Raw genomic sequence first — 22,127 nt, 5'->3', positions numbered from 1 at the left:
TCATGAGAGCTACGGCGATAAAAATCTTTTCACTCTCATCAGCATTAGCCCTATTGCTTCAGGGTTGCTTGAGCATCAATTTAAAACAAATGCTGCCAGAGATCAGAACTTATGATTTGAATGCGAGTTCTTTTGAAATCACGCAATGCCCTAAACCTTTGACTGAAGTGAGGCTCATTAGCATTTTGAGCGCGGATTTATTCAACACTAAAGAGATCGTTTTTAAAGCGCAAGACGGGCAGATCACGCATGGGAAGCACCAAAAATGGATAGACTTGCCTCGCAACATGTTAAAAACCATGTTCATGCAAGAAGCGCAAAAAGCATGCTTAGGCGTGGCTTTGCCCCCTTATGGCGCGGGCGCGCCCACTTATGCGGTTCGTTTTACGATTTTATCGTTTTCTCTTTTAGAAAAAGAAAATTCTACCTATAGGGCGGAATTCGCGCTAGGCTATGACATTAGTGTGAAAGGCGATTCGCATTCTGGAGTGATCATTAAGCATGAAAATATTTCTAGCTTGGAAAATAAAACGACCAAAACGAGTAAAAATGGCAATCAAGATTTTCAAGAAAGCGCGATACAATCCCTCCAACATGTCAGCACGCAAGCGATGCAAGAAGCGATTTCTTTGATTAAAAAAGCCATTGAAGCGCAAAGCGTAAGCCCATTAAAAAAATAAGGAGGAATTGTTTGAATTTACGATTGGCTGGAGCAAGCGTTTTAACGGCTTGTGTCTTTTCGGGGTGTTTTTTTTTAAAAATGTTTGATAAAAAACTTTCTAGTAACGATTGGCATATCCAAAAAGTGGAAATGAACCATCAAGTCTATGACATTGAAACCATGCTCGCTGATAGCGCTTTTAGAGAGCATGAAGAAGAGCAAGATTCCTCTCTAAATACCGCTTTGCCTGAAGATAAAACAGCGATTGAAGCCAAAGAGCAAGAGCAAAAAGAAAAAAGAAAACGCTGGTATGAGCTTTTTAAAAAGAAACCAAAGCCCAAAAGCTCTATGGGAGAGTTTGTGTTTGATCAAAAAGAAAATCGTATTTATGGCAAAGGCTATTGCAACCGGTATTTTGCCAGCTATGTATGGCAGGGCGATAGGCACATTGGGATTGAAGATAGCGGGATTTCAAGAAAAGTGTGTAAAGATGAGCATTTAATGGCGTTTGAATTGGAATTTATGGAGAATTTTAAGGGTAATTTTGCGGTAACTAAGGGCAAGGACACGCTCATTTTAGACAACCAAAAAATGAAAATTTATTTGAAAACGCCATGAGTTTATGTTTTGTGTTGTAATACGATCTAAAATCAAAAAACATTCTAAATGATAAAGGGATTAAAAAATTTTTAAAAATAGGAGTAAAACTCATTCTTTTAAGGGGATAGGGGGTATTTTGAAACAATCCTCCCCCTACAACCCTCCAACTAAATCCCTCTAAACCCCATAAAGATCGCTTTTTAAGAAATTATCGCTTGACTAAAGTCAAGCTCTCTCTTATTTATTGGTTGCAAAAGCGCTAAAAGTATTTTTTAAGTTTTCATAATCAAATCCCCCTAAAAGGACTTTTTGAAATCAAAAAGAGGGTTTAGGGGTTTTGTCTGTCATCACAGGGAGTTCTGGATAGATTATCTTAGGTTTTTTACCCTTTAAGGCTTCAAAGAAGGTTTCAATCTTTTTCGCTTCTGCATCGCTGATTTCAATGCCTAACTGGATAGAGCCCATTTCTTTAATCGCATCTTTGACATCCCAAAACTGCCCGTTATGGAAATAAGGCATCGTTTCGGTGATATTCCTTAAAGTAGGCACTTTCACAAGCCCGTTTTTATCGCCCTTGAAATCGCCCACATTAGCGAATTTATAAGGTTTGACCACCCCAAAAGGCTGCATCGTCCCCCCAAGATTGATGCCATTATGGCAAGCCACACAGCCTTTAGAAATGAATAAATCCAGCCCTTCTTTTTCGGCTTTGCTGAGCGCTTTAGGATTGCCCCTTAAAAAATCATCGTAACGGCTTGGGGTGATGAGCGTGGCTTCAAACATAGCGATACTATCAGCGATCAATTTAAAATCAATTTTGACTTTAGAGCCATAAGCTTTTCTAAAGAGCTTGACATAGCCTGGTATGGAATTGATTTTTTCTACCACGACTTTAGGATCAGCCCCCATTTCAAAAGAAGACTGGATCGGCCCTTGCGCTTGCTCGTTTAAATGCGTAACCCTACCATCCCAAAACTGCACATCGTTAAACACGGAATTATACACCGTTGGGGAGCTTAAAAGGTGGGGGTTTTTCTTCCATTGAGAGCCTATAGCACTTGGGATTAGATCCACCCCGCCTAAGCCCAGATTATGGCATGTGTTGCAAGACACAAGATAGGAAGTGGAAATCCTAGGGTCAAAATAGAGCATTTTGCCTAATTCCACTTGAGCGGAGGTCATGATTTCGCTGTTTTTAGCGCCAATGCCCACATCTCTGGTTTTTTTGATCTGGTATTCTTTGAGCGCTTTGCCCATAGGCATGGGTTCTAATTGGCTTTCCTTCGCTTTTTTAATCAAATCCATATCGCTTAAAGCATAAACGCAAGAAAAAGCCAAGCAAACGCCCAATAAAATGGATTTTTTCATGATGAACTCCTAAAATAGTATTAAAAATAAGACAAAACTTTCTTATTATAACCACCATTTTAAAATAATTCACCACTAAACGATCCGATAAAGAGTTTTTTAAAGAGCGATAGGTATAATGGCGTTAAATCCAAATAGGGGTTAGACAATGAAAGAGAATAAAGCCTTCACGCATTTGCACTTGCACACAGAATATTCGCTTTTAGACGGGGCGAACAAGATTAAAATCTTAGCCAAACGCATTAAAGAATTGGGCATGAAAAGCGTGAGCGTAACCGACCATGGGAACATGTTTGGAGCGATTGATTTTTACACGAGCATGAAAAAAGAAGGCATTAAGCCTATTATCGGCATGGAAGCGTATATCCATAACGATGACAACCTCTCTAGCAAAGAGACTAAGCAACGCTTCCATTTGTGCCTGTTCGCTAAAAACCAAGAGGGCTATGAAAACTTGATGTTTTTAAGCTCTATGGCGTATTTAGAAGGGTTTTATTATTTCCCGCGCATCAATAAAAAGCTTCTAAGGGAGCATTCTAATGGCATTATCGCTTCTAGCGCGTGTTTGCAAGGGGAAGTCAATTACCATTTGAATACCAATAATGAGAGAAACCGCAAGTATGGGGCTAAAGGCTATGATGAAGCTAAAAGAATCGCTTGCGAATACCAGGAGATTTTTGAAGACGATTTTTATTTAGAAATCATGCGTCATGGCATTTTAGATCAGCGATTCATTGATGAGCAAGTCATTAAAATGTCCTTAGAGACAGGGTTAAAAATCATTGCCACCAACGACACCCACTACACCATGCCTAATGACGCTAAGGCTCAAGAAGTGGCGATGTGCGTAGCGATGGGTAAAACCCTAAACGATAAGGGGCGCTTGAAACACTCCGTGCATGAGTTTTACATTAAGTCCCCTGAAGAAATGGCAAAGCTCTTTGCAGACATTCCAGAAGCTTTAGAAAACACCCAAGAAATCGCGGATAAATGCGTTTTAGAGATCGATTTAAAAGACGATAAAAAGAACCCCCCAACCCCCCCAAGTTTCAAATTCACTAAAGCTTACGCCAAAAATGAGGGGCTGGATTTTGAAGATGACGCTTCTTATTTTGCCCATAAGGCCAGAGAGGGCTTGAAAGAGCGCTTAATTTTAGTGCCAAAAGAAAAGCATGATCAATACCAAGAACGCTTAGAAAAAGAAATTGAAGTCATTACGAACATGAAATTCCCGGGGTATATGCTGATTGTGTGGGATTTTATCCGTTACGCTAAAGAAATGGGCATTCCTGTGGGGCCTGGTAGGGGGAGTGCAGCCGGGAGTTTGGTGGCTTTTGCTTTAAAAATCACGGATATTGACCCTTTGAAATACGATTTGCTCTTTGAAAGGTTTTTAAACCCTGAACGAGTCAGCATGCCTGATATTGATACGGATTTTTGCCAACGCCGGCGTAAGGAAATCATAGAATACATGATTGAAAAATACGGCAAATACAATGTGGCTCAAGTCATCACCTTTAATAAGATGTTGGCTAAGGGCGTGATCAGAGATGTCGCAAGGGTTTTGGACATGCCCTATAAAGAAGCCGATGATTTTGCCAAACTTATACCCAACCGCTTAGGCATCACGCTTAAAGGCTATGAAAAAAATGGCGAGTTCATCGAGGGGGCGTGGGAATTAGAGCCTAAAATCAAGGAATTAGTAGAGAGCAATGAATTAGCCAAACAAGTGTGGGAGTATTCGCTCAATTTAGAGAATTTGAATCGCAATGCAGGCGTGCATGCGGCAGCTTTAGTGGTGGATAGCCAAAAAGAGTTGTGGCACAAAACCCCTTTGTTTGCCTCTGAAAAAACCGGCGGTATCGTTACGCAATATTCCATGAAGTATTTAGAGCCGGTGGATTTGATTAAGTTTGACTTCTTGGGGCTTAAAACCTTGACCGTGATTGATGATGCGCTTAAAATCATTAAAACGCAACATAACATTGATGTGGATTTTTTATCGTTGGATATGGACGATCCGAAAGTGTATAAAACGATCCAAAGCGGGGATACGGTGGGGATCTTCCAGATTGAATCCGGAATGTTTCAGGGGCTTAACAAACGCTTAAGGCCTTCAAGCTTTGAAGACATTATCGCCATTATTGCGTTAGGCAGACCGGGGCCTATGGAATCAGGCATGGTAGATGATTTTGTCAATAGAAAGCATGGCGTTGAGCCTATCGCTTATGCGTTTAAAGAATTAGAGCCGATTTTAAAGCCCACTTACGGCACGATCGTCTATCAGGAGCAAGTGATGCAAATCGTGCAAACTATCGGCGGTTTTAGTTTGGGTGAAGCGGATTTGATCCGCCGTGCTATGGGGAAAAAAGACGCTCAAATCATGGCGGACAATAAGGCTAAGTTTGTAGAAGGCGCTAAAAATTTAGGGCATGACGGCCAAAAAGCGGCTAATTTGTGGGATTTGATCGTTAAATTTGCTGGTTATGGTTTCAACAAATCGCATTCGGCCGCTTATGCGATGATCACTTTCCAAACGGCGTATTTAAAGACTTATTACAAGCATGAGTTCATGGCGGCGATGCTCACTAGCGAATCCAATAAGATTGAATCCGTGGCGCGCTATATTGATGAGGTCAGGGCTTTAGAAATTGAAGTGATGCCTCCGCACATCAATTCTTCCATGCAAGATTTCAGCGTAGCGGAGTTTAAAAATCAAAAGGGCGAATTAGAAAAGAAAATCGTGTTTGGTTTGGGAGCGATCAAAGGGGTTGGGGGTGAGCCGATTAAAAACATCATTGAAGAAAGGGCTAAAGGGGATTATAAGAGTTTGGAAGATTTTATTTCACGGGTGGATTTTTCTAAACTCACTAAAAAATCTTTAGAGCCATTAGTGAAATCAGGGAGCTTGGATAATTTAGGCTACACTAGAAAAACCATGCTCGCTAACTTGGATCTGATCTGTGATGCTGGGCGCGCTAAAGACAAGGCTAATGAAATGATGCAAGGGGGTAACTCCCTTTTTGGAGCCATGGAAGGCGGAACCAAAGAGCAGGTTGTTTTGGACATGGTTGATTTGGGCGAACATGACGCTAAAACGCTTTTAGAATGCGAATACGAGACTTTAGGGATTCATGTTTCAGGCAATCCCTTAGATGAGTTTAAAGAAGAAATTAAGGGCTTTAAAAATTTAGTCAAAAGCATTGATATTGAAGAGTTAGAGATCGGCTCGCAAGCTTATTTGCTCGGTAAAATCATGGAAGTTAAAAAGAAAATTGGCAAACGAAGCGGTAAGCCTTACGGCACAGCGGACATTTTGGACAGATACGGCAAGTTTGAACTCATGCTGTTTGAAAAGCAATTGAGCGCTTTAGAAGAGTTGGATATCAATAAGCCTTTAGTGTTTAAATGCAAGATTGAAGAGCAAGAAGAAGTGGTGCGATTAAGGCTTTTTGAAATCTTGGATTTAGAGAGCGCTAGGGAGGTTAAAATCCCTAAAGCCCGTTATAAAGACCCTGAAAAGCAAAAAGAAGACGTGCGTGAAATCCCCCCCATGGAAATACTCGCTTCTAGTTCTTGCTCTTTAGCGATCGTGTTAGAAAATGACGTGAAAAAAGAGTTTTTAAGACAAATCAAAGAGAGCGCTCTAAAACACCAGGGCAAACGCCCCTTGTATCTGATCATCAAAGATAAGGATAAGCAATTCAAAATCCAAAGCGATCTAATGGTAAATGAAAAGATTAAGGACGATTTTAAAGAATTAGAGTGGAGGGATTTAGCTTGAGGATCAACCAGTTTTTAGCCCATTACGCCAAGCACTCTAGAAGAGAGGCTGAAAAATTGGTTTTAGAAGGGCGGGTGAAAATCAACCATGAGCATGCCAAACTCGCTAGCGTGGTTAAAGAAAACGACAAGGTGTTTTTAGACAAACGACTCATCAAGCCCTTAAAAAACAAAAAATTCAGCGTGCTGGTTTATCACAAGCCAAAGGGCGAATTGGTGAGTAAAGCCGATCCCTTAAAACGGCGCGTGATTTATGAAAGCTTGGAGAAAAAATACGCCCATTTCGCGCCGGTGGGGCGTTTGGATTTTGCGAGCGAGGGGGTGCTATTATTAAGCGATAGTAAAGCGGTGGTGAGCGCTTTAATGCATGCGAATTTAGAAAAAGAATATCTTGTCAAAATTCAAGGCTTTGTTACAAGAGAGATGGAAAACGCCATGCAAGAGGGTTTGAAATTAAAAAACGCCACTAAAGGAGCGCACCAAAAAACCCCCATTAAAAGCATGGAATTTGCCCCCTTTATTGGTTATGAAATCATCAAAAACCATGCCAAATACTCTAAACTGAGAGTTATTATCAATGAGGGGAAAAACAGAGAATTGAGGCGTTTTTTTGCGTTTTTTAACGCTGGAGTGTTGGATTTAAGGCGCGTTCGTTATGGTTTTGTGAATTTGAATGCTTTGCCGGTAGGGAAAATGCGTTTTTTAAACCGCCAAGAATACAATGAGTTGCATGCGTTTATGGCTAATAGGGTTAATGTTAAAGGGGATTAGCGCTTGAAATATGCTATACTTCGGCGGTTGGGGGAAATAAAAATTAAGGATTATCATGTTAGAAGTGATTAACGGAAAGAATTACGCAGAAAAAATTGCTCATCAAGCAGTAGTGGTTAATGTGGGGGCGAATTGGTGCCCGGATTGCAGGAAGATTGAGCCGATTATGGAAAATTTAGCCAAAACTTACAAAGGCAAGGTGGAATTTTTTAAGGTTTCTTTTGATGAGAGCCAGGATCTCAAAGAGAGCTTAGGCATCCGCAAGATCCCTACTTTGATTTTTTATAAAAACGCCAAAGAAGTGGGTGAAAGGCTTGTAGAACCTAGCTCTCAAAAACCGATTGAAGACGCTCTAAAAGCGTTATTGTAAGGGGTATCATAAAGGGCGTTATTAAAGAGCCTTATTGTAAAAATAAGAGTTCACAGAATCTTTTTAGCCCCCTTTTTGATAGGGGCTAACTTCAAATAGCTTTTATATTGTTTCTTTATCTCAAAAAATCGTTTTTATCGTTTTTAAATCAGTATGTTTGTTAAAAAAGTTTCTTTAATTAAGCTAAAAATGAGCGGATTTGTGGTATTAATGCTTACAGTGTGAAATTTGTAGGGCTAAAACTTGTAAAATGTGAAAAAAAAGACACATAAAATGCTAAAATCCGCAAAAACACTGTGTGTTTAGATTAGAAGTTTAAAATTAGGAACGGAAGTATCTGTTTTAAATTTTGAATAGGGAGTTTCTATCATTATGGTATTGAAAACAAAATTAAAAATTATAAGCTCGGTGATTTTGAGTACTTTATTGTGGGTGGGTTGCTCAAGCGAAATGGCAACTTATCAAAATGTGAATGATGCCACTAAAAATACGACTGCAAGTATCAATAGCACGGATTTATTGCTAACCGCTAACGCGATGTTAGATTCCATGTTTAGCGACCCTAATTTTGAGCAACTCAAGGGCAAGCATTTGATTGAAGTTTCAGATGTGATTAACGACACCACTCAGCCCAATTTGGACATGAATCTTCTCACGACTGAAATCGCACGGCAGTTGCGATTGCGATCTAATGGGAGGTTCAATATCACAAGGGCGAGTGGAGGGAGTGGTATTGAAGCAGACAGCAGAATGGTGAAACAGCGCGAAAAAGAACGAGAGAGCGAAGAGTATAATCAAGACACCACTGTAGAAAAAGGCACTTTAAAAGCCGCCGATTTATCTTTAAGTGGTAAAGTATCCAGTATCGCAGCCTCTATTAGTAGTTCTAGGCAGCGCTTAGACTACGACTTCACCCTAAGCCTTACCAATAGGAAAACGGGTGAAGAGGTATGGAGCGATGTTAAGCCTATTGTGAAAAATGCCAGCAATAAGCGTATGTTTTAAATTTATATTTGAAAGGATGAGCGATGAAAAATCAAGTTAAAAAAATTTTAGGGATGAGTGTGATAGCAGCGATGGTGATCGTAGGTTGTAGCCATGCCCCAAAATCAGGTATCAGTAAAAGCAATAAGGCTTACAAAGAAGCGACTAAAGGCGCTCCTGATTGGGTTGTAGGGGATTTGGAAAAAGTGGCGAAGTATGAAAAATATTCAGGGGTCTTTTTAGGAAGGGCTGAAGATTTGATTACCAATAACGATGTGGATTACTCTACGAATCAGGCTACAGCGAAAGCTAGGGCTAATTTAGCGGCGAATCTAAAATCCACTTTACAAAAAGATTTGGAAAATGAAAAAACTAGAACGGTAGATGCTTCTGGTAAAAGGTCCATAAGCGGCACTGATACTGAAAAAATTTCTCAATTAGTGGATAAGGAATTGATCGCTTCTAAAATGCTTGCCCGCTATGTCGGTAAAGATAGGGTTTTTGTTTTAGTGGGCTTGGATAAGCAAATTGTGGATAAAGTGCGCGAAGAGTTAGGCATGGTTAAAAAGTAGGGTTTTAATGAAACGCCTTGCTATTGTGCTTGTTTTGGTGTTGGGGTTTGTGTGGGGGAAATCCTTGCCTAAGTGGGCAAAAGATTGCTCAAAAGAGATGCAGATTGAAAAGACCCAAACCAAAGATGAAAAAATTTTAGTGTGTGGGATGAGCGATATATTGCTTTCAGATATGGATTATAGCTTGTCCTCAGCCAGACAAAACGCCTTAGAGAAAGTGATGGAAGCTTTCAAGGGGGATAAAATAGAGATTAAGGCTAGTGAGCTAAAGGCCACTTTTATTGATACGGATAAAGTTTATGTGCTTTTAAGGATTACTAAGAAGCATGTCGCTTTAATGAATGAGTGAGGATTGATAATGAAAAAGATTATTCTTGCATGCCTTGTGGCTTTTGTGGGTGCCAATTTAAGCGCAGAGCCTAAGTGGTATAGCAAGGCCTACAACAAAACAAACACCCAAAAAGGCTATCTTTATGGGAGTGGTTCAGCCACTTCTAAAGAGGCTTCTAAACAAAAAGCGTTAGCGGATTTAGTGGCGTCTATTAGCGTGGTGGTTAATTCACAAATCCACATTCAAAAAAGTCGTGTGGATAATAAGTTAAAATCCAGCGATTCGCAAACGATCAACTTGAAAACCGATGACTTGGAATTGAATAATGTAGAAATTGTCAATCAAGAAGCGCAAAAAGGGATCTACTACACCAGAGTAAGGATTAATCAAAACTTGTTTTTGCAGGGTTTAAGGGATAAGTATAACGCTCTTTATGGGCAGTTTTCCACCTTAATGCCTAAGGTTTGCAAAGGGGTTTTTTTACAGCAATCCAAGAGCATGGGGGATTTATTGGCTAAAGCGATGCCTATAGGAAGGATTTTAAAAGCGTATTCTGTCCCGGTGGGTTCGTTAGAAAATTATGAAAAAATCTATTACCAAAACGCTTTCAAACCTAAAGTGCAAATCACTTTTGATAACAACAGCGATGCAGAGATTAAAAACGCTCTCATAAGCGCTTATGCCAGAGTGCTAACCCCTAGCGATGAAGAAAAACTCTATCAAATCAAAAATGAAGTTTTCACAGACAGCGCTAATGGCATCACGCGCATTAGAGTGGTTGTTAGCGCGAGCGATTGTCAAGGCACGCCTGTATTGAATAGAAGCCTTGAAGTGGATGAAAAGAATAAGAATTTTGCTATCACGCGCTTGCAATCTTTGCTTTATAAAGAATTGAAAGATTATGCCAATAAAGAAGGGCAAGGCAATACGGGGCTATAAGCAGGGTATTAATCTTGCTTTGCGCTTATTCATTCAGTTTTGTAGCGTTATTGTTTTGTTTGGTGTGGCGTTTTTGCACCTATTAAAATAATCCCCTAAAAGTTCATGGCTTTTGTTCTCGCCAAATAAACTAAAACACATTATTCAATGCTCTTTATCCCACACACTCATCTAAAACTAAACCCACTAAAAACTAAAACCCGCAAAAACTAAAATCTTTTTTTAGGAGCTTACGCAAGCGAGCTTATTTGAAAAAACCGAATGATTTTGGGCGTTCAAATCCTCAAACCCCCTAGCTCACTTATTTGTCCCAAATCTAACGAACATTTTTAAAAGCTAACGCAATTTTAATTTTTGTAACTTCCTAAAAAAGGGCGTTTCAATACGAAAGGAAAAAGAAAACAGAAAACAAACAAACGAGATGCAAAAAAGCTTCAACGAGCTTAAAGAAATCACGCAAGCGATACAAGAACAAAAAGAGCGAACACTAACGCCCACGCTTAAAACAGCGCACAAAACAGAACTAAAACCGCCTAGCAATATAACAGACGCTAAAAAGAGCGTTTTAGAGTCAATAGGGAGCTAAAGCCAATTTTTAACTCCTAGAAAATCCACCCATAATTAAAAAACACTTTAAAATGGCTGCCCCCTTCATTGAGGGTGATAGAATTGGTGGTTGCACCATCGCTAGAAACGACCCTAGATTTCAACTGGACTAAAGGAACGCTAATGCCTACAGAATATTTAGAATGCTTGTAGCGGTAATTCAATCCGCCGGTTACATTTAAATTACCGCTCCCTTTGTATTGGTTCAACAAATAATAGCTGTTGTATAAGCCCCTTAACCCCCCAAACACCCCAAGAGATGAAGTGAAAACTTTCTTGGTTAAATTGTTTTTAGGGTTCTTTTCGTTAGTGTAATTGGTGATAAAATCAAATAACACATCCATTCCCACGCCATAGCTTAATTGCTGGATTTTTTCGTTGTTGGCTTGAGCGTAGTTGTATTTGATGATGCCATAAGAAGATAACCCTAGATAATCATTAAAGTATTTTTGATAGCCCATTTTAAGATTAACGCCTAATAGGGGGGCTCCAAAGGGCCGTGAGGTTTTTGAAGTGCGATAGGTTGTAACGCTAGATTTAGAAGATGAAAGGCTTTGGCTGATCGCGCTAAGCATGGTGGTCGCAAAGTCTTGCGTGTTCAAGCTGGCGTTCAAATAGTTGGTTTGGCTGCTCAAATTAGTAAAATCCACCGGTAGGGCGTTTTGATCAATGAGTTGTTGCCAAACAGCGCTGGTAACGCCTATAAGCCCGGCGGGGACTTGAGAGCAATCGGTATAAATGGAATTAGGATAGCTGCCCGCTGTATAGGGCTTATCTTTAAAACGAGAACACACGTCATAGGTAGAGCCATCGGTGTCTCGCACTTCATGCCCGTTGTCAAACACTTGCACTTCTTTCCCATCCACTTGCTCTATCCTCCCGCCCTGACAGCGCTCTTCTGGCCCATTGTTTTCTTCGCACATGCGCACTCTTTGATAAGTCATGTTCCCGTTATGCGTATAGCCTAAAGTATGCCCGTATTCATGGATGATGTCTCTTAATTGCATGATGGCGACTTTATTCAATTCTTTGCCAAATAGTATTTCAGGGTCTAAGAAAGGAGACAATATCCCTAAAGCGCCAAAATTGGTGCCATCATCGCCTGGGCCATTCGGGCCACCATATTGAGACCCTAACCCTAAATCCCCTCCTCTTGTGGGCAAGAGATTCACATAAATATTATTAGCGACTCTATAGCTATAGATAACATCTTGCGGCGTCAATATCACTGAGCCTGTTTGCCCGTTTTCTATATTGTATTCATCTCCTTTATTTTTAGCGATCAATTTAGGATCAACAAGCCCATCGTTGTAAGGGTTCACGCATGTAGAATAATCAGAATAACATGGCGCTGAAAGGTTGTTGTCGCTAAATTGGAAAGGAGCGTTTAAGACGGCGTCTTCCCAAGATTTAGAATCAAACACCGCCATCATGTTCAGCATTAAATTGGTCAAATTTTTAGCGTCTTGAGAGGTGAAAGGCGGCACTTTAGCCACGCAATTTTCTTGGTTTTCGTATGGGGGGCATGGGGGTTTAGAACCAGTGCCGTTACCGCTAGAAAATTGGTTGTAATTGATATAAGTCATTTGAAGATTGGTTGTAACCTTACTGAGCTTGTTAAACAGATTCTGCGTGCTGGCATCAGAAAATCGTGTGGTGGCGGTTTGGAGTTGTTGGAAGCCATCGGCGTTAAGTTGCGGGTCGTTAAACAAGCTTGCGGGCAGAATGATTTGAGATTGTTTAGGGATAGTCTCTATCACGCCCAAACTGACTACATTGCCTTGATCGTCCGTGTAACTCAGCTCAATGTTGTTCAAGTTATAAGGCAAGAAGTTTTGTATCATAATCAAGCTGTTATTACCATAGCCTGCTTCCTCAGCGCTTTCTTGGTTATAAGCGGTTACATACACAGGGTTTTGAGAGTAAAAGGTTAAGTTGGTGATATTATCCTCTGCAAACAACTCAGTCGCATTCTTTAAAATGGTGCTTTGGGAGATGTAGTATTTCCCATAGGTGCTTTGAGGGGTAATGGGTTTTGGTTTGGGTTTGGGTTTTTCTTGAGTGGTGGCGATGGTTTGTTCTTGAGTTTGTGTGCCTTGTAATAGCCCGGTTTCAAACCCGGCTTCTATAAAAAAGCCGTCTTTTTGGTGTTTTTGAAAGGCTTCTACAGCGGTGAATGAGCTGATTAGGGACAAACAAATCGTTTTACTGGCGAGTTTTAGCATGGAATCTCCTTAATGGTCTTTTTTAACATTTTTACTCAAAAGTAGTTGATAGCATGTATATATTTTAAACTAGCCTATTTTACCCCTTTTTGAAAAATGGCAGTATGGTTTTTGCAAATACGGATACTAAACGGTGCTAATGGGTAAAAAAGTCTTAAAAAGTAGCGCTAAAGGGGTTTTAATCCATGCTTTAAGCGATTTCATTTGCCTAAGCAAAATTCGCTGAACATGCTATCAAGCATCTGGCTGGTTTCATAAGGGCGGGTGAGCAAGTTCAAGTTTTCTATCGCGCTTAAAATATGATAAGAAAAAAGCTCCAAAGTGTCTAAATGGCTTTTAGCGTTTTGCAATTCAGTAATGGCGTTTTCTAGGGCGGTTGTTTGGGCTAGGGAAGTGAGCAAGAGCTTGTTTTGGGTGTCTAGTTTGGGGAAAAAGGCACTGATTTTTTGGCTCAAATCTTTCAAGCAAGCCTTAGAATTTAGGGTGTTGGTTTCTAGGATAGAATAAGGGATTTTAAGATAAGATTTTAAAATTTCAAGCTCTAGTTTGGGGGCTAAATCGTTTTTATTCAAAACGACAATGCAAGGCTTTTTGGCGCGATTAAGGGTGTCCATAAGGTTAAAATCTTCTTTTTCTAGGGGTTTAGAAAGATCAAACACGCCTAAAATAATGTCGCAATTTTCTAAACTTTTAAGGCTTTTTTCAATCCCTAAGCGCTCTATTTCATCCGCGCTCTCTCTAATGCCAGCGGTGTCAATCAGGCGCACCTTATGCCCTTTTAGTTCAATGACTTCTTCTATGGTGTCTCTTGTCGTGCCTTTAATATCGCTCACCAAAGCCCTTTCTTCTAAAAGCATGGCGTTTAATAGGGAGCTTTTGCCGGCATTGGGTTTGCCAACAATGCTTAAAGCATGCCCTTTATTCCTTTGTTTTTGCGCGTTAGAAAAGTCTAATAAATCCTTAAAAGAGGCGATTTGTTTTTCTAAATTAAAAGACACTTCCTTTAAAAAATCGCTAGGGATGTCTTCTTCGCTATAATCAATCAAAACTTCTGAGCTCGCCAAAAGCTTTAAAAGATTATTTCTCGCCTCTTCAATAAAGATTTTTAACTCGCCCTTAAGCTGCCTGGCTAGAGCGTTTAAAACGCTTTCATCTTCACAAAGGATGAGCTGAACGCTCGCTTCAATCTCGCTCAAATCCATTTTATGGTTTAAAAAGGCTTTTTTGCTAAATTCCCCCGCTTTAGCGAGCCTAGCCCCTAAATTCAAGCAAGCTTGAAGGATATTTTGCGCTAAAAGGGGGCTTCCATGACATTGGATTTCGCACACATCTTCACCGGTGAAACTATAGGGGGCTTTGAAATAAATGACTAACGCTTTGTCCAATAAAACGCCATTAGAAAAAATGTCGCACACGTAAGCGTATCTGGGGGTGAAGTCTTGTTTTTGGGTGAGTTGTTTGAGGATGTTTAGGGCGTTATGGCCGCTGATTTTAATGATGCTAATCGCTCCCTTGCCTAAAGGGGTAGCGATAGCGGCGATGGTGTCATTCATTGTTAAAGTCGTTGATGACGATGTATTTTTCATCGTTTAAATTGGTTTTGATAGAAACATACTTATTAGGGAACGCTTTTCGTAGTTTCTTTAAAGCGATATAGGTTAAAACGCCATCAGGGGCTTTCATCTGCCCCTTACCCACTTCATGCACGGTCATGATCGTGCTTCGGAGTTGTGCTTCCATGACCTTTTCTTGGTTTTGTAAAAAAGTGGAAATTTCTAAGCGGATACTATAGCCATAAGCAGGGTGGATCCAGTTAAAGAGCAAGTAAGAAAGGGCTTTGTAACGATAGCCTTTTTCGCCAATCAAAAGGGCGGAATCTTCGCCATCAATATCAATCAATAAAACTCCCGGTTCGTAAAGACTCACTTCCACTTTGTTGATTTTATAAGGCAAGTGGGAGAATAAGTCTTTCAATTCTTGCTTAATCTCATGGAGCTTGTCTCCGCCATGAGATTCTTCTTTAAGGGTTTTTTTAGGGGGTTTAGGGGTGATTCTTTCTTCTTGCGGTGTTTCTGTTTCTAAGTTTTGTTTTTTTTCTTCTGCGCTTTGATGGATTCCTTTCGTGTCAATTTCTTTAACGCTTTCTTCTTTAACCTCTTTAACGCTTTCTTCTTTAACCTCTTTAACGCTTTCTTTAACGCTCGCTAAAATAATGGCTTCTTTTTTACCTATATTTAAAAAACCTTTAGAGGGCGTTTGAACGACTTCATATTGCAAATTAATGATGGGGCAATTCAAGGCGATAGAAGCTTGAATGAGGGCTTCTTCTAAGGTTTTGGCTTTGATTTCAATAGGATTTTGCATCAATTTTCCTTTATTATTCCTTTATGTTTTGAGCATGCGCGCGTTTTTTGTTTTCTAAGACTTTATTAATGATGAGTTGCTGTAACACCGAAAGGATGTTGTTTGTGGTCCAATACAAAACTAACCCTGCAGGGAAAGTGATTAAAAAGATCGTGAATAATAGGGGCAAGAGTTTAAAAATCTTTGCTTGCATGGGATCGGTCATGGTGTTTGGCGTAACGCTCTGGTGCCAATACATAGACACTCCCATAAGAAGCGGTAAAATAAAATACGGATCCATGATGGATAAATCATGGATCCATAAAACCCACTCTGAACTTTTCAATTCCACGGCGTTATAAAGCACTCTATAAATCGCAAAAAATACCGGGATTTGTAAGATCAAGGGCAGACAACCCCCTAGCGGGTTAGCCCCATGTTTTTTGTAAAGCTGCATCATGTGGGCTTGCAACTTTTGGGGTTCGCCCTTGTATTTTTCTTGGAGTTCTTTCATTTTGGGGGCTAATTCTTTGAGCTTTTGCATGCTCACCATGCCTTTATAGCTTAAGGGGTAAAGGATGATGCGCACGATAATCGTTAAAAAAATGATAGCCCAACCCCAATTACCCACGAATTGATACAAATAATCCAGTAAAACAAACACGCCTTTAGCGAAGAAAGTGATCAAGCCATACTCTATCACATCAGTGAGCATGGGTGAAATCGCTTTCAAAGAGCGGTAATCTTTAGGGCCAATATAGCCATGCAAATTCGCTTCGTTTTTAAGGGAAATGAAGCCTAAGGGGTTTTTAGTCCCGATTTCTGAATCGATTAAGGCTTCAAAACCTTGAGGATCTTTAGTGAAAAGCAAGGTGGTGAAATACCTATCCACGCTGGATAAAAAGAGGGTGTTAGAAAAGCGTTTGATCTCTTTAGCGTCTTTATCTTCAATTTTTTCAATTTTTTTGTCGTTATTTTCTAAAAGCACGCCTGAAAAGGTGTAGCTGTCTAAATCAGCCACCGGCCTGTAACCATTGGTGATCACATAGCTAGGGATAAGGTTATTGGGCGATTTGAATGCGATTTTTAAATCATAATGCAAATCATCATAGAAAGTCAGGGTTTTAATGATAGTAAGAGCGCCTAAATCTTGGGTTAAAACGAGCTGTTCATTAGGCCCAAGAGTGGTTTTTGAAGCGCTATAAGGGGTGTTGAACGCTTTGTTATTGAGCGTGGGGTCTAAAAAACGCACTTCTAAAGGCTTGAGTTTATCGGCTGCTAAAAGGGGGAGCTCTTTTAGGGGGGGTTGCGCGTTTTCTTTGGAGCTAAAAAGATGGCCCACATGCTCTAAAAAGCCCTTTTGTTTGGGGGTTAGATACTTTTTATCCTTGAGATAAACCTGTTTGATGCGCCCTAAAAAGTCAATTTCAATCCTGGCATGCTCAAAAGAAATCGTGCTTAACAAATTCTCTTGTGGGGTTGTTTGAGTGGTGCCAAAATGTTGGGCGTTGGGTGCGTTAGGACTTGTTGTTGTGTGGTTGTTGGTTGTTTCTTGCTTTGTGGTTTGGGTTGTTGTTTTGTTTGGTTTTTGGAAAAAATAGCTATAAAGAGCGATAAACAAGAAAGACAGAGCGATCGCTAAAATCAAGCGGAGATTATTATTGTTGTTTCTATCCATTGTGATTAAACCTTAATGATGTAGTAAGTTGTGCGGCTTTTTGTAGTAGGAACGAGCCAAAAAGTGATGGTTTTAAAATTGCGATTAGAATCTTTATGAGATTGGATCAAGCTTGGGCGTTTCAAGCGAGTAGTAGGGTAAGCAATGCCCCCAGAGCAAAAAGGGTTGCATGAGAGTATCCTTATAGCGATTTTACCCATAGCGCTCAAAGGGCTTTCAAAATAAAGCAACCACAGAGCGTAGTTGGAGCAAGTGGGGTAAAACCGACAGCTTGAAAAGGTGAAAGCCGAAAAAAAGCGTTGGTAACCCCTAATTGATGCCGTAAAAATCGCGCTCAAAAAAGGCGTTTTATTGTTTCGCATAGGTATGAATTATTCCTTTTTTCAAGTCTTTTAAGGCTTTGTTCATATAGTTTTTAATGGAAGTTAGCATTTCTAAAAAATGTTTTTCTAAAGCCCAAAAATCCAAATGGTAACAATCGCTTCTAGGCACAAACACCAAAGCAAGCCCTTGACAAAGAGCGGCATGCTTTGATGTAAGCGAACGCAAACGGCGTTTGATAAGGTTTCGTTTCACGGCGTTGCCGACTTTTTTGGACACGCTCAAGCCTAATAAATAAAGCGTTTTTTTGTCTTTAAGCCTACAAAAGAGCGGATCTTTAAAACCCTCTTTTCCTTTTGGCGGATCTTTTGACAAATCCAAAACAAAGAGCGAAAAAAAAGGGTTGTGTTTTTTAAAACCTTTTCTATAAACCCTATCAAACTCGCTCTTGTTTTTTAAAGAGTCATAGGGTTTAGACGGAAAGCTTTTTTCTGCCCTTAGCTCGTCTGGCATTAATCACCTTGCGCCCGTTTTTGGTTTTCATTCTCACAAGAAAGCCATGGGTTCGCTTTCTTGGTGTGTTGTGTGGTTGGTAAGTGCGTTTCATTTAAAACTCCCTTGATAAAAATTAAACATAAGCACAGATTTTAGCTAAAGAATGCTAAAAATTGACTAAAACTAATTTTTTTGATTCTTTTTATCTTCAACAAGAATGTAAAGCTGCTTCAGATTGTTCGTTTGCAATAAATCCACCACTTTGATAAAGTTATCCAAATTGCTTTTCTTATCGCCTTGCAAGACAATAGGGGTGTCTTTAGCCAAAGTGGAAACCTTGTGTTTTAAATTTTCAAAGCTGATTTCTTTATCGTCAAAATAAAAAGAACCCTTATTAGAAATAGCGATCGTAACTTGTTTCTTGTCCAACACGTCTTTAGAATCAGTGCTATCCTTATCCACTTGAGGAATGCTAATAGGAAGCTTTGAAGTTTGCACAAAAGACGCCGTTGTAAGCACGATCACTAACAACACAAGCATGATGTCAATGAAAGGCACCACATTCATGGATTCTACTTTTTTCACCGCTCAATCCTTAGGCTTTGCTATAAACCTCATGGGATTGCGTGTCAACCGGGTGGTGGAAAATATCCCATTTGGTAACTAAAATCTCGCTTTTTCTCACTAACAAGTTATAAATCACAATCGCAGGGATCGCTACCAATAGCCCCATGCCAGTCGCTTTTAAAGCAAGGGCTAAATTAGTCATGATCGCTTTAGTGTCAATGCCAGAAGCGGAGCCTAAATCCATAAAAGTGAGCATGATCCCCATAACCGTTCCTAAAAGACCGATATAAGGGGCGTTTGAGCCAATCGTGGCCACTAAAGTCAGTCGTTTGTGTAAGGCTAATTCCAGTTTACGCCTGTCTGTGTAGTCATCTACACGAAGAGTGGCAAAAAACCACAATCTTTCTATTGCGATCGCTATAACGATGACTGATAAAAAGATCAAAAACCCTATAATCCCATAATCTACCATTTCTTTCATTATTATTATCCTTTAAAGTGGTGTTTTAAATCAGCAAGAATTTCTTTATTGAGCGCTTTTTCTTTAAGACTTTGTCTTTTGTCGTGCAATCTTTTTCCTTTCACTAAAGCAATTTGGATTTTAGCTCTATTTTTTTGGTTAAAATACAATTTCAATCCTACAATACTCAAGCGTTCTTTAGACGTCTCAATCTGCCATTTCAATAATTGCTTTTTGTGTAAAAGCAACTTACGCTCTCGCCTTTCATTGGGCTTGTAATACGCATGGATTGTATCTAAATATGATATATGAACACCAAATAAAAAAGCTTCTCCTTTGATTATTTTAACAAAATTATCTTTTAAATTCACCCTAGTTTGCCTCAAAGCCTTCACTTCAGAGCCTAAAAGCGCTAATCCTGCTTCTAAAGTTTCCAAAATTTCATAATCAAAATAGGCTTTTTTATTGCTGGCAATGAGTTTCATTCGCCCTCTTTTTGCACAGGCTTGAGCCTAAAAAACGCGCTCCCGCTCCCGCTAAAAAACCACTCCTTACTGAGTTGGCTTTCTATATCTTTGAGGGCAGGGTTAGTGCGTAAAGCCGGCTTTAAAAGATCATTTAGTTCGCTTCTGTCGCAAGTTTTTAGGCATTCCAAACTCGGCTTTTTAAGCCACTCTTTAGCTTGAGAAAAACAAGTTTCAGGCCTATAAGCTTGATAAACGGCTTTGGTGCTGCAAGAAACATGATTTGGCACATAGATTTCTAGGCGATCTTCTAAAGGCTCTTCTTCAAAATTTTCAATGACTTCGCCATAAGAAGTGGCGTTAGCGCTTTTGTATTGCGAGATGAAAAAGTTGGTGTCCGCACCCACTAAAGACCCCATAGTATAAAGCTCTTTTAAACTCAAACGACAATCAAACATTTGATTCAAATGATACAACAGCCCCCCAGCATCAGCACTCCCACCGCCTAACCCGGCTTGAGTGGGGATGTTTTTTTCCACTTCAATCGCTAGGGTGTCTAGGGATTTGATGATAGAGTGAGAGGAATTTTTTTGCGCTAAAAATTTTTTTAAAACTTGGAGGGCTTTAAAGAGCGAGTTTTCTTCTAAAGGGCAGTCAAAATCCCCTTTTAATGAGAAAGATAAGGCGTTTTTAACGCTGATAATGTCTTTGAGCTTATTTTTGACTAAGCACATGCGAGAAATGAGCTTATGGTAAGCCCCTTCTTTGTGAAGGATTTTTAAAAAAACATTGACTTTAGGATAAACCTCAAAAACATGCGTCAAGGCTTAATAACCTTTTTGATGTTTTCTAACAGGCTTTCATCTACGGACGCAGAAGCTTTTTGGTTTTCGCTCACAATGGCCTCTTTGAGTTCAGTGCGCAAAATAAGGGTGCTTTCAGGCGCTTCAAACCCCAAACGCACGCTCCCTCTATCTATGGAAATGACTTTAATGTGGATGTTATCATCAATAACAATCCCTTCATTAACTTTGCGGCTGAGTATGAGCATGTCTGATCTCTTGTTCCTTATAGAGAAGGGCTAAACACAACGCTTTCTATAATATCGCCCTGCTTGATCTTATCCAAAACGCTAAGGCCTTCTGCACTAGTGATTTTGCCAAATACGGTGTGTTCGCCATCTAAATGGGGCAAATCCACAAAACACAAGAAAAACTGACTCCCTCCTGTATCTCTCCCGGCATGCGCCATAGAGATAGAGCCTCTTTGGTGCTTGTTGGGGTTGTGGGCCACTTCGCATTTAATACGATGCTCTGGCCCGCCTGTGCCTGTGCCATAAGGGCAACCTCCTTGAGCCACAAAGCCGGCAATCACACGATGGAAGTTAAGCCCGTTATAAAAACCCTCTTTAGCCAAAGTTACAAAGTTACTGACCGCTTGGGGCGCGTCTTTGTAAAAAAGCTCTAGGGTGATATTGCCTTTATTGGTTTTGATCGTAGCGTAAGCGGTTTTTGCAAGCTCTTCTTCTTTAATATCATAAATTTTAATTGGTTTCATCATAAACCTTTGCGATTAAGCTTTTGTCATTCAAATGCTCTATTATAGCAACAAATTAAAACAAATGGTATTTTAGCCGATAGTGTCGTAGGATACTTTTAAAATTTAAGCGGTAAGTTGGGTAATGGTGCGTTGGCATAAAAGATTAGCGGTTGGTTGTTGTATCGTTTTATTTTCATGCATGATGAACGCTAATAGCATTCAAATCGTCAGAGACGATCCGTCTCTTGATCCAACGCTCCCTGCATGGGTTTATTCTGTTGCGTTATTGAAAGTGTATTTTAGCGATGGGACTTATAAAGAAGGCTATGCGACTTTGCTAGAAAACGGGCGTTATATCGCTTCTTCTGAAACGCTCTATTCTAATGGCTTGTATCCTAAAATGATTTTAGCCAAAATGCAAGACAGCAGCGCTAAAGAGCTGATTTGCATAGCCAGCTTGCACCTTGAGGCGATAGATAGGGATCAAGGGCTTTCGCTCTTAAAAACCGCCGATTTTAGAGACGATTATTGCCATAAAAGAGAAGAGAGCTACTATCATGCGAGGATTTATGCCAAATACGCTCAAACTTTTCGTTCAAATCCTTATACCAATCAAAAAACACCCAACTCTGATCTCTACTACCCAGCGTTAAATGAGGGGAATTCTTTTTCTATACAGACAACGGACATTTCTGTGGCTGAACTTTTGAAATCTAAAAAGTTTCTTTCGCTTGATAGTTCTTTTAAAAAGGGGAGCGTGTTGTGGGGAGGGAGACCTTATTTTAGCGAAGTGGGGGAGTTTATGGGAATGGCTAGCAGCACTTTAGAAAACCACGAAAGTTTAGTGATTATCCCTAAAGAAAAGATCGTGCAATTTTTAAGCGCTCTAAAAAATCAAAATATTTTCCCAAACATTCCCTAGATTTAAGCAAACCTTAAGCTTTATATGACTATACTTTCATTTCCTTGTTTCAGCAAGGGCTTTTAAAAAGCCGCTTGATACCTTACAAGGATAGCTGATAAAGCAAACGATCTTTGAAAACTAAGCAA

25 protein-coding genes are annotated in these 22,127 nt (G+C 39.9%); 11 read left to right on the top strand and 14 right to left on the bottom strand.

What is annotated here, in order from left to right; translation table 11 throughout:
* The first annotated feature begins 2 nt into the window (after positions 1–2).
* Together H7O61_RS02435 and H7O61_RS02430 are read left to right on the top strand one after the other, a co-directional pair.
* On the top strand, positions 3–680 hold the full coding sequence (locus H7O61_RS02435; protein WP_001202842.1) for a hypothetical protein: 678 nt from the start codon (positions 3–5) through the stop codon (positions 678–680).
* Positions 681–691: 11 nt separating this feature from the next.
* Positions 692–1,279 carry an META domain-containing protein gene (locus tag H7O61_RS02430; protein ID WP_165539599.1) on the top strand — a complete coding sequence of 196 codons (588 nt, stop codon included), beginning with the start codon at positions 692–694 and terminating at the stop codon, positions 1,277–1,279.
* A 297-nt stretch (positions 1,280–1,576) separates the two neighbouring features.
* Here the strand turns inward: H7O61_RS02430 and H7O61_RS02425 are convergent, their stop codons facing one another.
* Positions 1,577–2,629, bottom strand: coding sequence for a cytochrome-c peroxidase (locus H7O61_RS02425; RefSeq protein WP_000748352.1), 1,053 nt, complete (start codon positions 2,627–2,629; stop codon positions 1,577–1,579).
* A 148-nt stretch (positions 2,630–2,777) separates the two neighbouring features.
* Here H7O61_RS02425 and dnaE point away from each other — a divergent pair, with 148 nt between their 5' ends.
* The 8 genes from dnaE (at position 2,778) to H7O61_RS02385 (ending at position 10,965) form a co-directional block, all read left to right on the top strand.
* Positions 2,778–6,413 carry a DNA polymerase III subunit alpha gene (dnaE, locus tag H7O61_RS02420; protein WP_187875039.1) on the top strand — a complete coding sequence of 1,212 codons (3,636 nt, stop codon included), beginning with the start codon at positions 2,778–2,780 and terminating at the stop codon, positions 6,411–6,413.
* Positions 6,395–7,183 (top strand): pseudouridine synthase, encoded by a 789-nt coding sequence (locus H7O61_RS02415; protein WP_187875038.1) that lies wholly within the window; start codon positions 6,395–6,397, stop codon positions 7,181–7,183. The genes dnaE and H7O61_RS02415 overlap by 19 nt, the downstream gene beginning before the upstream one ends.
* 55 nt (positions 7,184–7,238) lie before the next feature.
* On the top strand, positions 7,239–7,553 hold the full coding sequence (locus tag H7O61_RS02410) for a thioredoxin family protein (RefSeq protein WP_000895142.1): 315 nt from the start codon (positions 7,239–7,241) through the stop codon (positions 7,551–7,553).
* 372 nt (positions 7,554–7,925) lie between these two features.
* Positions 7,926–8,558 (top strand): penicillin-binding protein activator LpoB, encoded by a 633-nt coding sequence (gene lpoB, locus H7O61_RS02405; RefSeq protein WP_000243404.1) that lies wholly within the window; start codon positions 7,926–7,928, stop codon positions 8,556–8,558.
* A 23-nt stretch (positions 8,559–8,581) separates the two neighbouring features.
* A complete protein-coding gene (locus H7O61_RS02400) occupies positions 8,582–9,109 on the top strand; it encodes an LPP20 family lipoprotein (protein WP_000795968.1) in 528 nt (175 codons plus the stop codon).
* Positions 9,110–9,116: 7 nt separating this feature from the next.
* On the top strand, positions 9,117–9,458 hold the full coding sequence (locus tag H7O61_RS02395; protein WP_187875037.1) for a hypothetical protein: 342 nt from the start codon (positions 9,117–9,119) through the stop codon (positions 9,456–9,458).
* Between the two features lie 9 nt (positions 9,459–9,467).
* Entirely contained in the window at positions 9,468–10,379 is a 912-nt protein-coding gene (locus tag H7O61_RS02390) for an LPP20 family lipoprotein (protein WP_187875036.1), read from the top strand.
* Between the two features lie 421 nt (positions 10,380–10,800).
* Complete coding sequence (locus tag H7O61_RS02385) at positions 10,801–10,965, top strand: hypothetical protein (protein WP_187875035.1); 165 nt, start codon at positions 10,801–10,803, stop codon at positions 10,963–10,965.
* A 16-nt stretch (positions 10,966–10,981) separates the two neighbouring features.
* On the opposite strand, the gene H7O61_RS02380 is transcribed toward H7O61_RS02385, so the two are convergent.
* The 13 genes from H7O61_RS02380 to H7O61_RS02320 all read right to left on the bottom strand — a co-directional run bounded on the left by H7O61_RS02380 (position 10,982) and on the right by H7O61_RS02320 (position 21,095).
* The gene (locus tag H7O61_RS02380; RefSeq protein WP_187875034.1) at positions 10,982–13,210 is read right to left on the bottom strand and encodes an outer membrane beta-barrel protein; all 2,229 of its coding nucleotides are present in this window, start codon (positions 13,208–13,210) and stop codon (positions 10,982–10,984) included.
* 200 nt (positions 13,211–13,410) lie between these two features.
* Positions 13,411–14,763 carry a tRNA uridine-5-carboxymethylaminomethyl(34) synthesis GTPase MnmE gene (gene mnmE, locus H7O61_RS02375; RefSeq protein WP_165508665.1) on the bottom strand — a complete coding sequence of 451 codons (1,353 nt, stop codon included), beginning with the start codon at positions 14,761–14,763 and terminating at the stop codon, positions 13,411–13,413.
* Positions 14,756–15,574 (bottom strand): Jag N-terminal domain-containing protein, encoded by an 819-nt coding sequence (locus tag H7O61_RS02370; protein WP_187875033.1) that lies wholly within the window; start codon positions 15,572–15,574, stop codon positions 14,756–14,758. Before H7O61_RS02370 ends, mnmE begins: the two co-directional genes overlap by 8 nt.
* Positions 15,575–15,587: 13 nt before the next feature.
* On the bottom strand, positions 15,588–17,231 hold the full coding sequence (yidC, locus tag H7O61_RS02365; RefSeq protein ID WP_187875032.1) for a membrane protein insertase YidC: 1,644 nt from the start codon (positions 17,229–17,231) through the stop codon (positions 15,588–15,590).
* 5 nt (positions 17,232–17,236) lie between these two features.
* Entirely contained in the window at positions 17,237–17,593 is a 357-nt protein-coding gene (yidD, locus tag H7O61_RS02360; RefSeq protein WP_187875031.1) for a membrane protein insertion efficiency factor YidD, read from the bottom strand.
* Positions 17,580–18,065, bottom strand: a complete 486-nt coding sequence (gene rnpA, locus H7O61_RS02355) for a ribonuclease P protein component (RefSeq protein ID WP_165510649.1) — start codon at positions 18,063–18,065, stop codon at positions 17,580–17,582. The genes yidD and rnpA overlap by 14 nt, the downstream gene beginning before the upstream one ends.
* Positions 18,025–18,159 carry a 50S ribosomal protein L34 gene (gene rpmH / locus H7O61_RS02350; RefSeq protein ID WP_001847286.1) on the bottom strand — a complete coding sequence of 45 codons (135 nt, stop codon included), beginning with the start codon at positions 18,157–18,159 and terminating at the stop codon, positions 18,025–18,027. Before rpmH ends, rnpA begins: the two co-directional genes overlap by 41 nt.
* A 71-nt stretch (positions 18,160–18,230) precedes the next feature.
* Entirely contained in the window at positions 18,231–18,632 is a 402-nt protein-coding gene (locus H7O61_RS02345) for an ExbD/TolR family protein (protein ID WP_000755082.1), read from the bottom strand.
* A 10-nt stretch (positions 18,633–18,642) separates the two neighbouring features.
* Positions 18,643–19,095, bottom strand: a complete 453-nt coding sequence (gene exbB / locus H7O61_RS02340; RefSeq protein WP_000661842.1) for a TonB-system energizer ExbB — start codon at positions 19,093–19,095, stop codon at positions 18,643–18,645.
* A 5-nt stretch (positions 19,096–19,100) separates the two neighbouring features.
* Complete coding sequence (gene smpB, locus H7O61_RS02335) at positions 19,101–19,559, bottom strand: SsrA-binding protein (protein ID WP_187875030.1); 459 nt, start codon at positions 19,557–19,559, stop codon at positions 19,101–19,103.
* Positions 19,556–20,362, bottom strand: coding sequence for a 4-(cytidine 5'-diphospho)-2-C-methyl-D-erythritol kinase (locus H7O61_RS02330; RefSeq protein WP_187875029.1), 807 nt, complete (start codon positions 20,360–20,362; stop codon positions 19,556–19,558). The genes smpB and H7O61_RS02330 overlap by 4 nt, the downstream gene beginning before the upstream one ends.
* Entirely contained in the window at positions 20,359–20,589 is a 231-nt protein-coding gene (locus tag H7O61_RS02325; protein ID WP_000906455.1) for a carbon storage regulator, read from the bottom strand. The genes H7O61_RS02330 and H7O61_RS02325 overlap by 4 nt, the downstream gene beginning before the upstream one ends.
* 17 nt (positions 20,590–20,606) lie before the next feature.
* Positions 20,607–21,095: a peptidylprolyl isomerase gene (locus H7O61_RS02320; RefSeq protein WP_001878990.1), complete on the bottom strand. Its 489-nt coding sequence runs from the start codon at positions 21,093–21,095 to the stop codon at positions 20,607–20,609.
* A 124-nt stretch (positions 21,096–21,219) separates the two neighbouring features.
* Between H7O61_RS02320 and H7O61_RS02315 the strand changes: the two genes are divergently transcribed.
* Positions 21,220–21,999 (top strand): hypothetical protein, encoded by a 780-nt coding sequence (locus H7O61_RS02315; protein WP_187875028.1) that lies wholly within the window; start codon positions 21,220–21,222, stop codon positions 21,997–21,999.
* Positions 22,000–22,127: the final 128 nt, after the last annotated feature.

This window comes from Helicobacter pylori (genome assembly GCF_014496965.1).
In the GTDB taxonomy this organism is placed as follows: domain Bacteria; phylum Campylobacterota; class Campylobacteria; order Campylobacterales; family Helicobacteraceae; genus Helicobacter; species Helicobacter pylori_CZ.
Note: the sequence above shows the minus strand (reverse complement) of the source record. Positions and strands in the feature narration are given on the sequence as shown.

Excerpts from the sequence above, each read along its gene's own strand:
- H7O61_RS02395 (WP_187875037.1), top strand. The coding sequence starts at position 9,117 with ATGAAACGCCTTGCTATTGTGCTTGTTTTGGTGTTGGGGTTTGTGTGG.
- H7O61_RS02320 (WP_001878990.1), bottom strand. The coding sequence starts at position 21,095 with ATGAAACCAATTAAAATTTATGATATTAAAGAAGAAGAGCTTGCAAAA.
- rpmH (WP_001847286.1), bottom strand. The coding sequence starts at position 18,159 with ATGAAACGCACTTACCAACCACACAACACACCAAGAAAGCGAACCCAT.
- H7O61_RS02425 (WP_000748352.1), bottom strand. The coding sequence starts at position 2,629 with ATGAAAAAATCCATTTTATTGGGCGTTTGCTTGGCTTTTTCTTGCGTT.
- yidC (WP_187875032.1), bottom strand. The coding sequence starts at position 17,231 with ATGGATAGAAACAACAATAATAATCTCCGCTTGATTTTAGCGATCGCT.
- H7O61_RS02385 (WP_187875035.1), top strand. The coding sequence starts at position 10,801 with ATGCAAAAAAGCTTCAACGAGCTTAAAGAAATCACGCAAGCGATACAA.
- yidD (WP_187875031.1), bottom strand. The coding sequence starts at position 17,593 with ATGCGAAACAATAAAACGCCTTTTTTGAGCGCGATTTTTACGGCATCA.
- mnmE (WP_165508665.1), bottom strand. The coding sequence starts at position 14,763 with ATGAATGACACCATCGCCGCTATCGCTACCCCTTTAGGCAAGGGAGCG.
- rnpA (WP_165510649.1), bottom strand. The coding sequence starts at position 18,065 with ATGCCAGACGAGCTAAGGGCAGAAAAAAGCTTTCCGTCTAAACCCTAT.
- smpB (WP_187875030.1), bottom strand. The coding sequence starts at position 19,559 with ATGAAACTCATTGCCAGCAATAAAAAAGCCTATTTTGATTATGAAATT.
- dnaE (WP_187875039.1), top strand. The coding sequence starts at position 2,778 with ATGAAAGAGAATAAAGCCTTCACGCATTTGCACTTGCACACAGAATAT.
- H7O61_RS02435 (WP_001202842.1), top strand. The coding sequence starts at position 3 with ATGAGAGCTACGGCGATAAAAATCTTTTCACTCTCATCAGCATTAGCC.
- H7O61_RS02370 (WP_187875033.1), bottom strand. The coding sequence starts at position 15,574 with ATGCAAAATCCTATTGAAATCAAAGCCAAAACCTTAGAAGAAGCCCTC.
- exbB (WP_000661842.1), bottom strand. The coding sequence starts at position 19,095 with ATGAAAGAAATGGTAGATTATGGGATTATAGGGTTTTTGATCTTTTTA.
- H7O61_RS02325 (WP_000906455.1), bottom strand. The coding sequence starts at position 20,589 with ATGCTCATACTCAGCCGCAAAGTTAATGAAGGGATTGTTATTGATGAT.
- H7O61_RS02390 (WP_187875036.1), top strand. The coding sequence starts at position 9,468 with ATGAAAAAGATTATTCTTGCATGCCTTGTGGCTTTTGTGGGTGCCAAT.
- lpoB (WP_000243404.1), top strand. The coding sequence starts at position 7,926 with ATGGTATTGAAAACAAAATTAAAAATTATAAGCTCGGTGATTTTGAGT.
- H7O61_RS02315 (WP_187875028.1), top strand. The coding sequence starts at position 21,220 with ATGGTGCGTTGGCATAAAAGATTAGCGGTTGGTTGTTGTATCGTTTTA.
- H7O61_RS02380 (WP_187875034.1), bottom strand. The coding sequence starts at position 13,210 with ATGCTAAAACTCGCCAGTAAAACGATTTGTTTGTCCCTAATCAGCTCA.
- H7O61_RS02410 (WP_000895142.1), top strand. The coding sequence starts at position 7,239 with ATGTTAGAAGTGATTAACGGAAAGAATTACGCAGAAAAAATTGCTCAT.
- H7O61_RS02400 (WP_000795968.1), top strand. The coding sequence starts at position 8,582 with ATGAAAAATCAAGTTAAAAAAATTTTAGGGATGAGTGTGATAGCAGCG.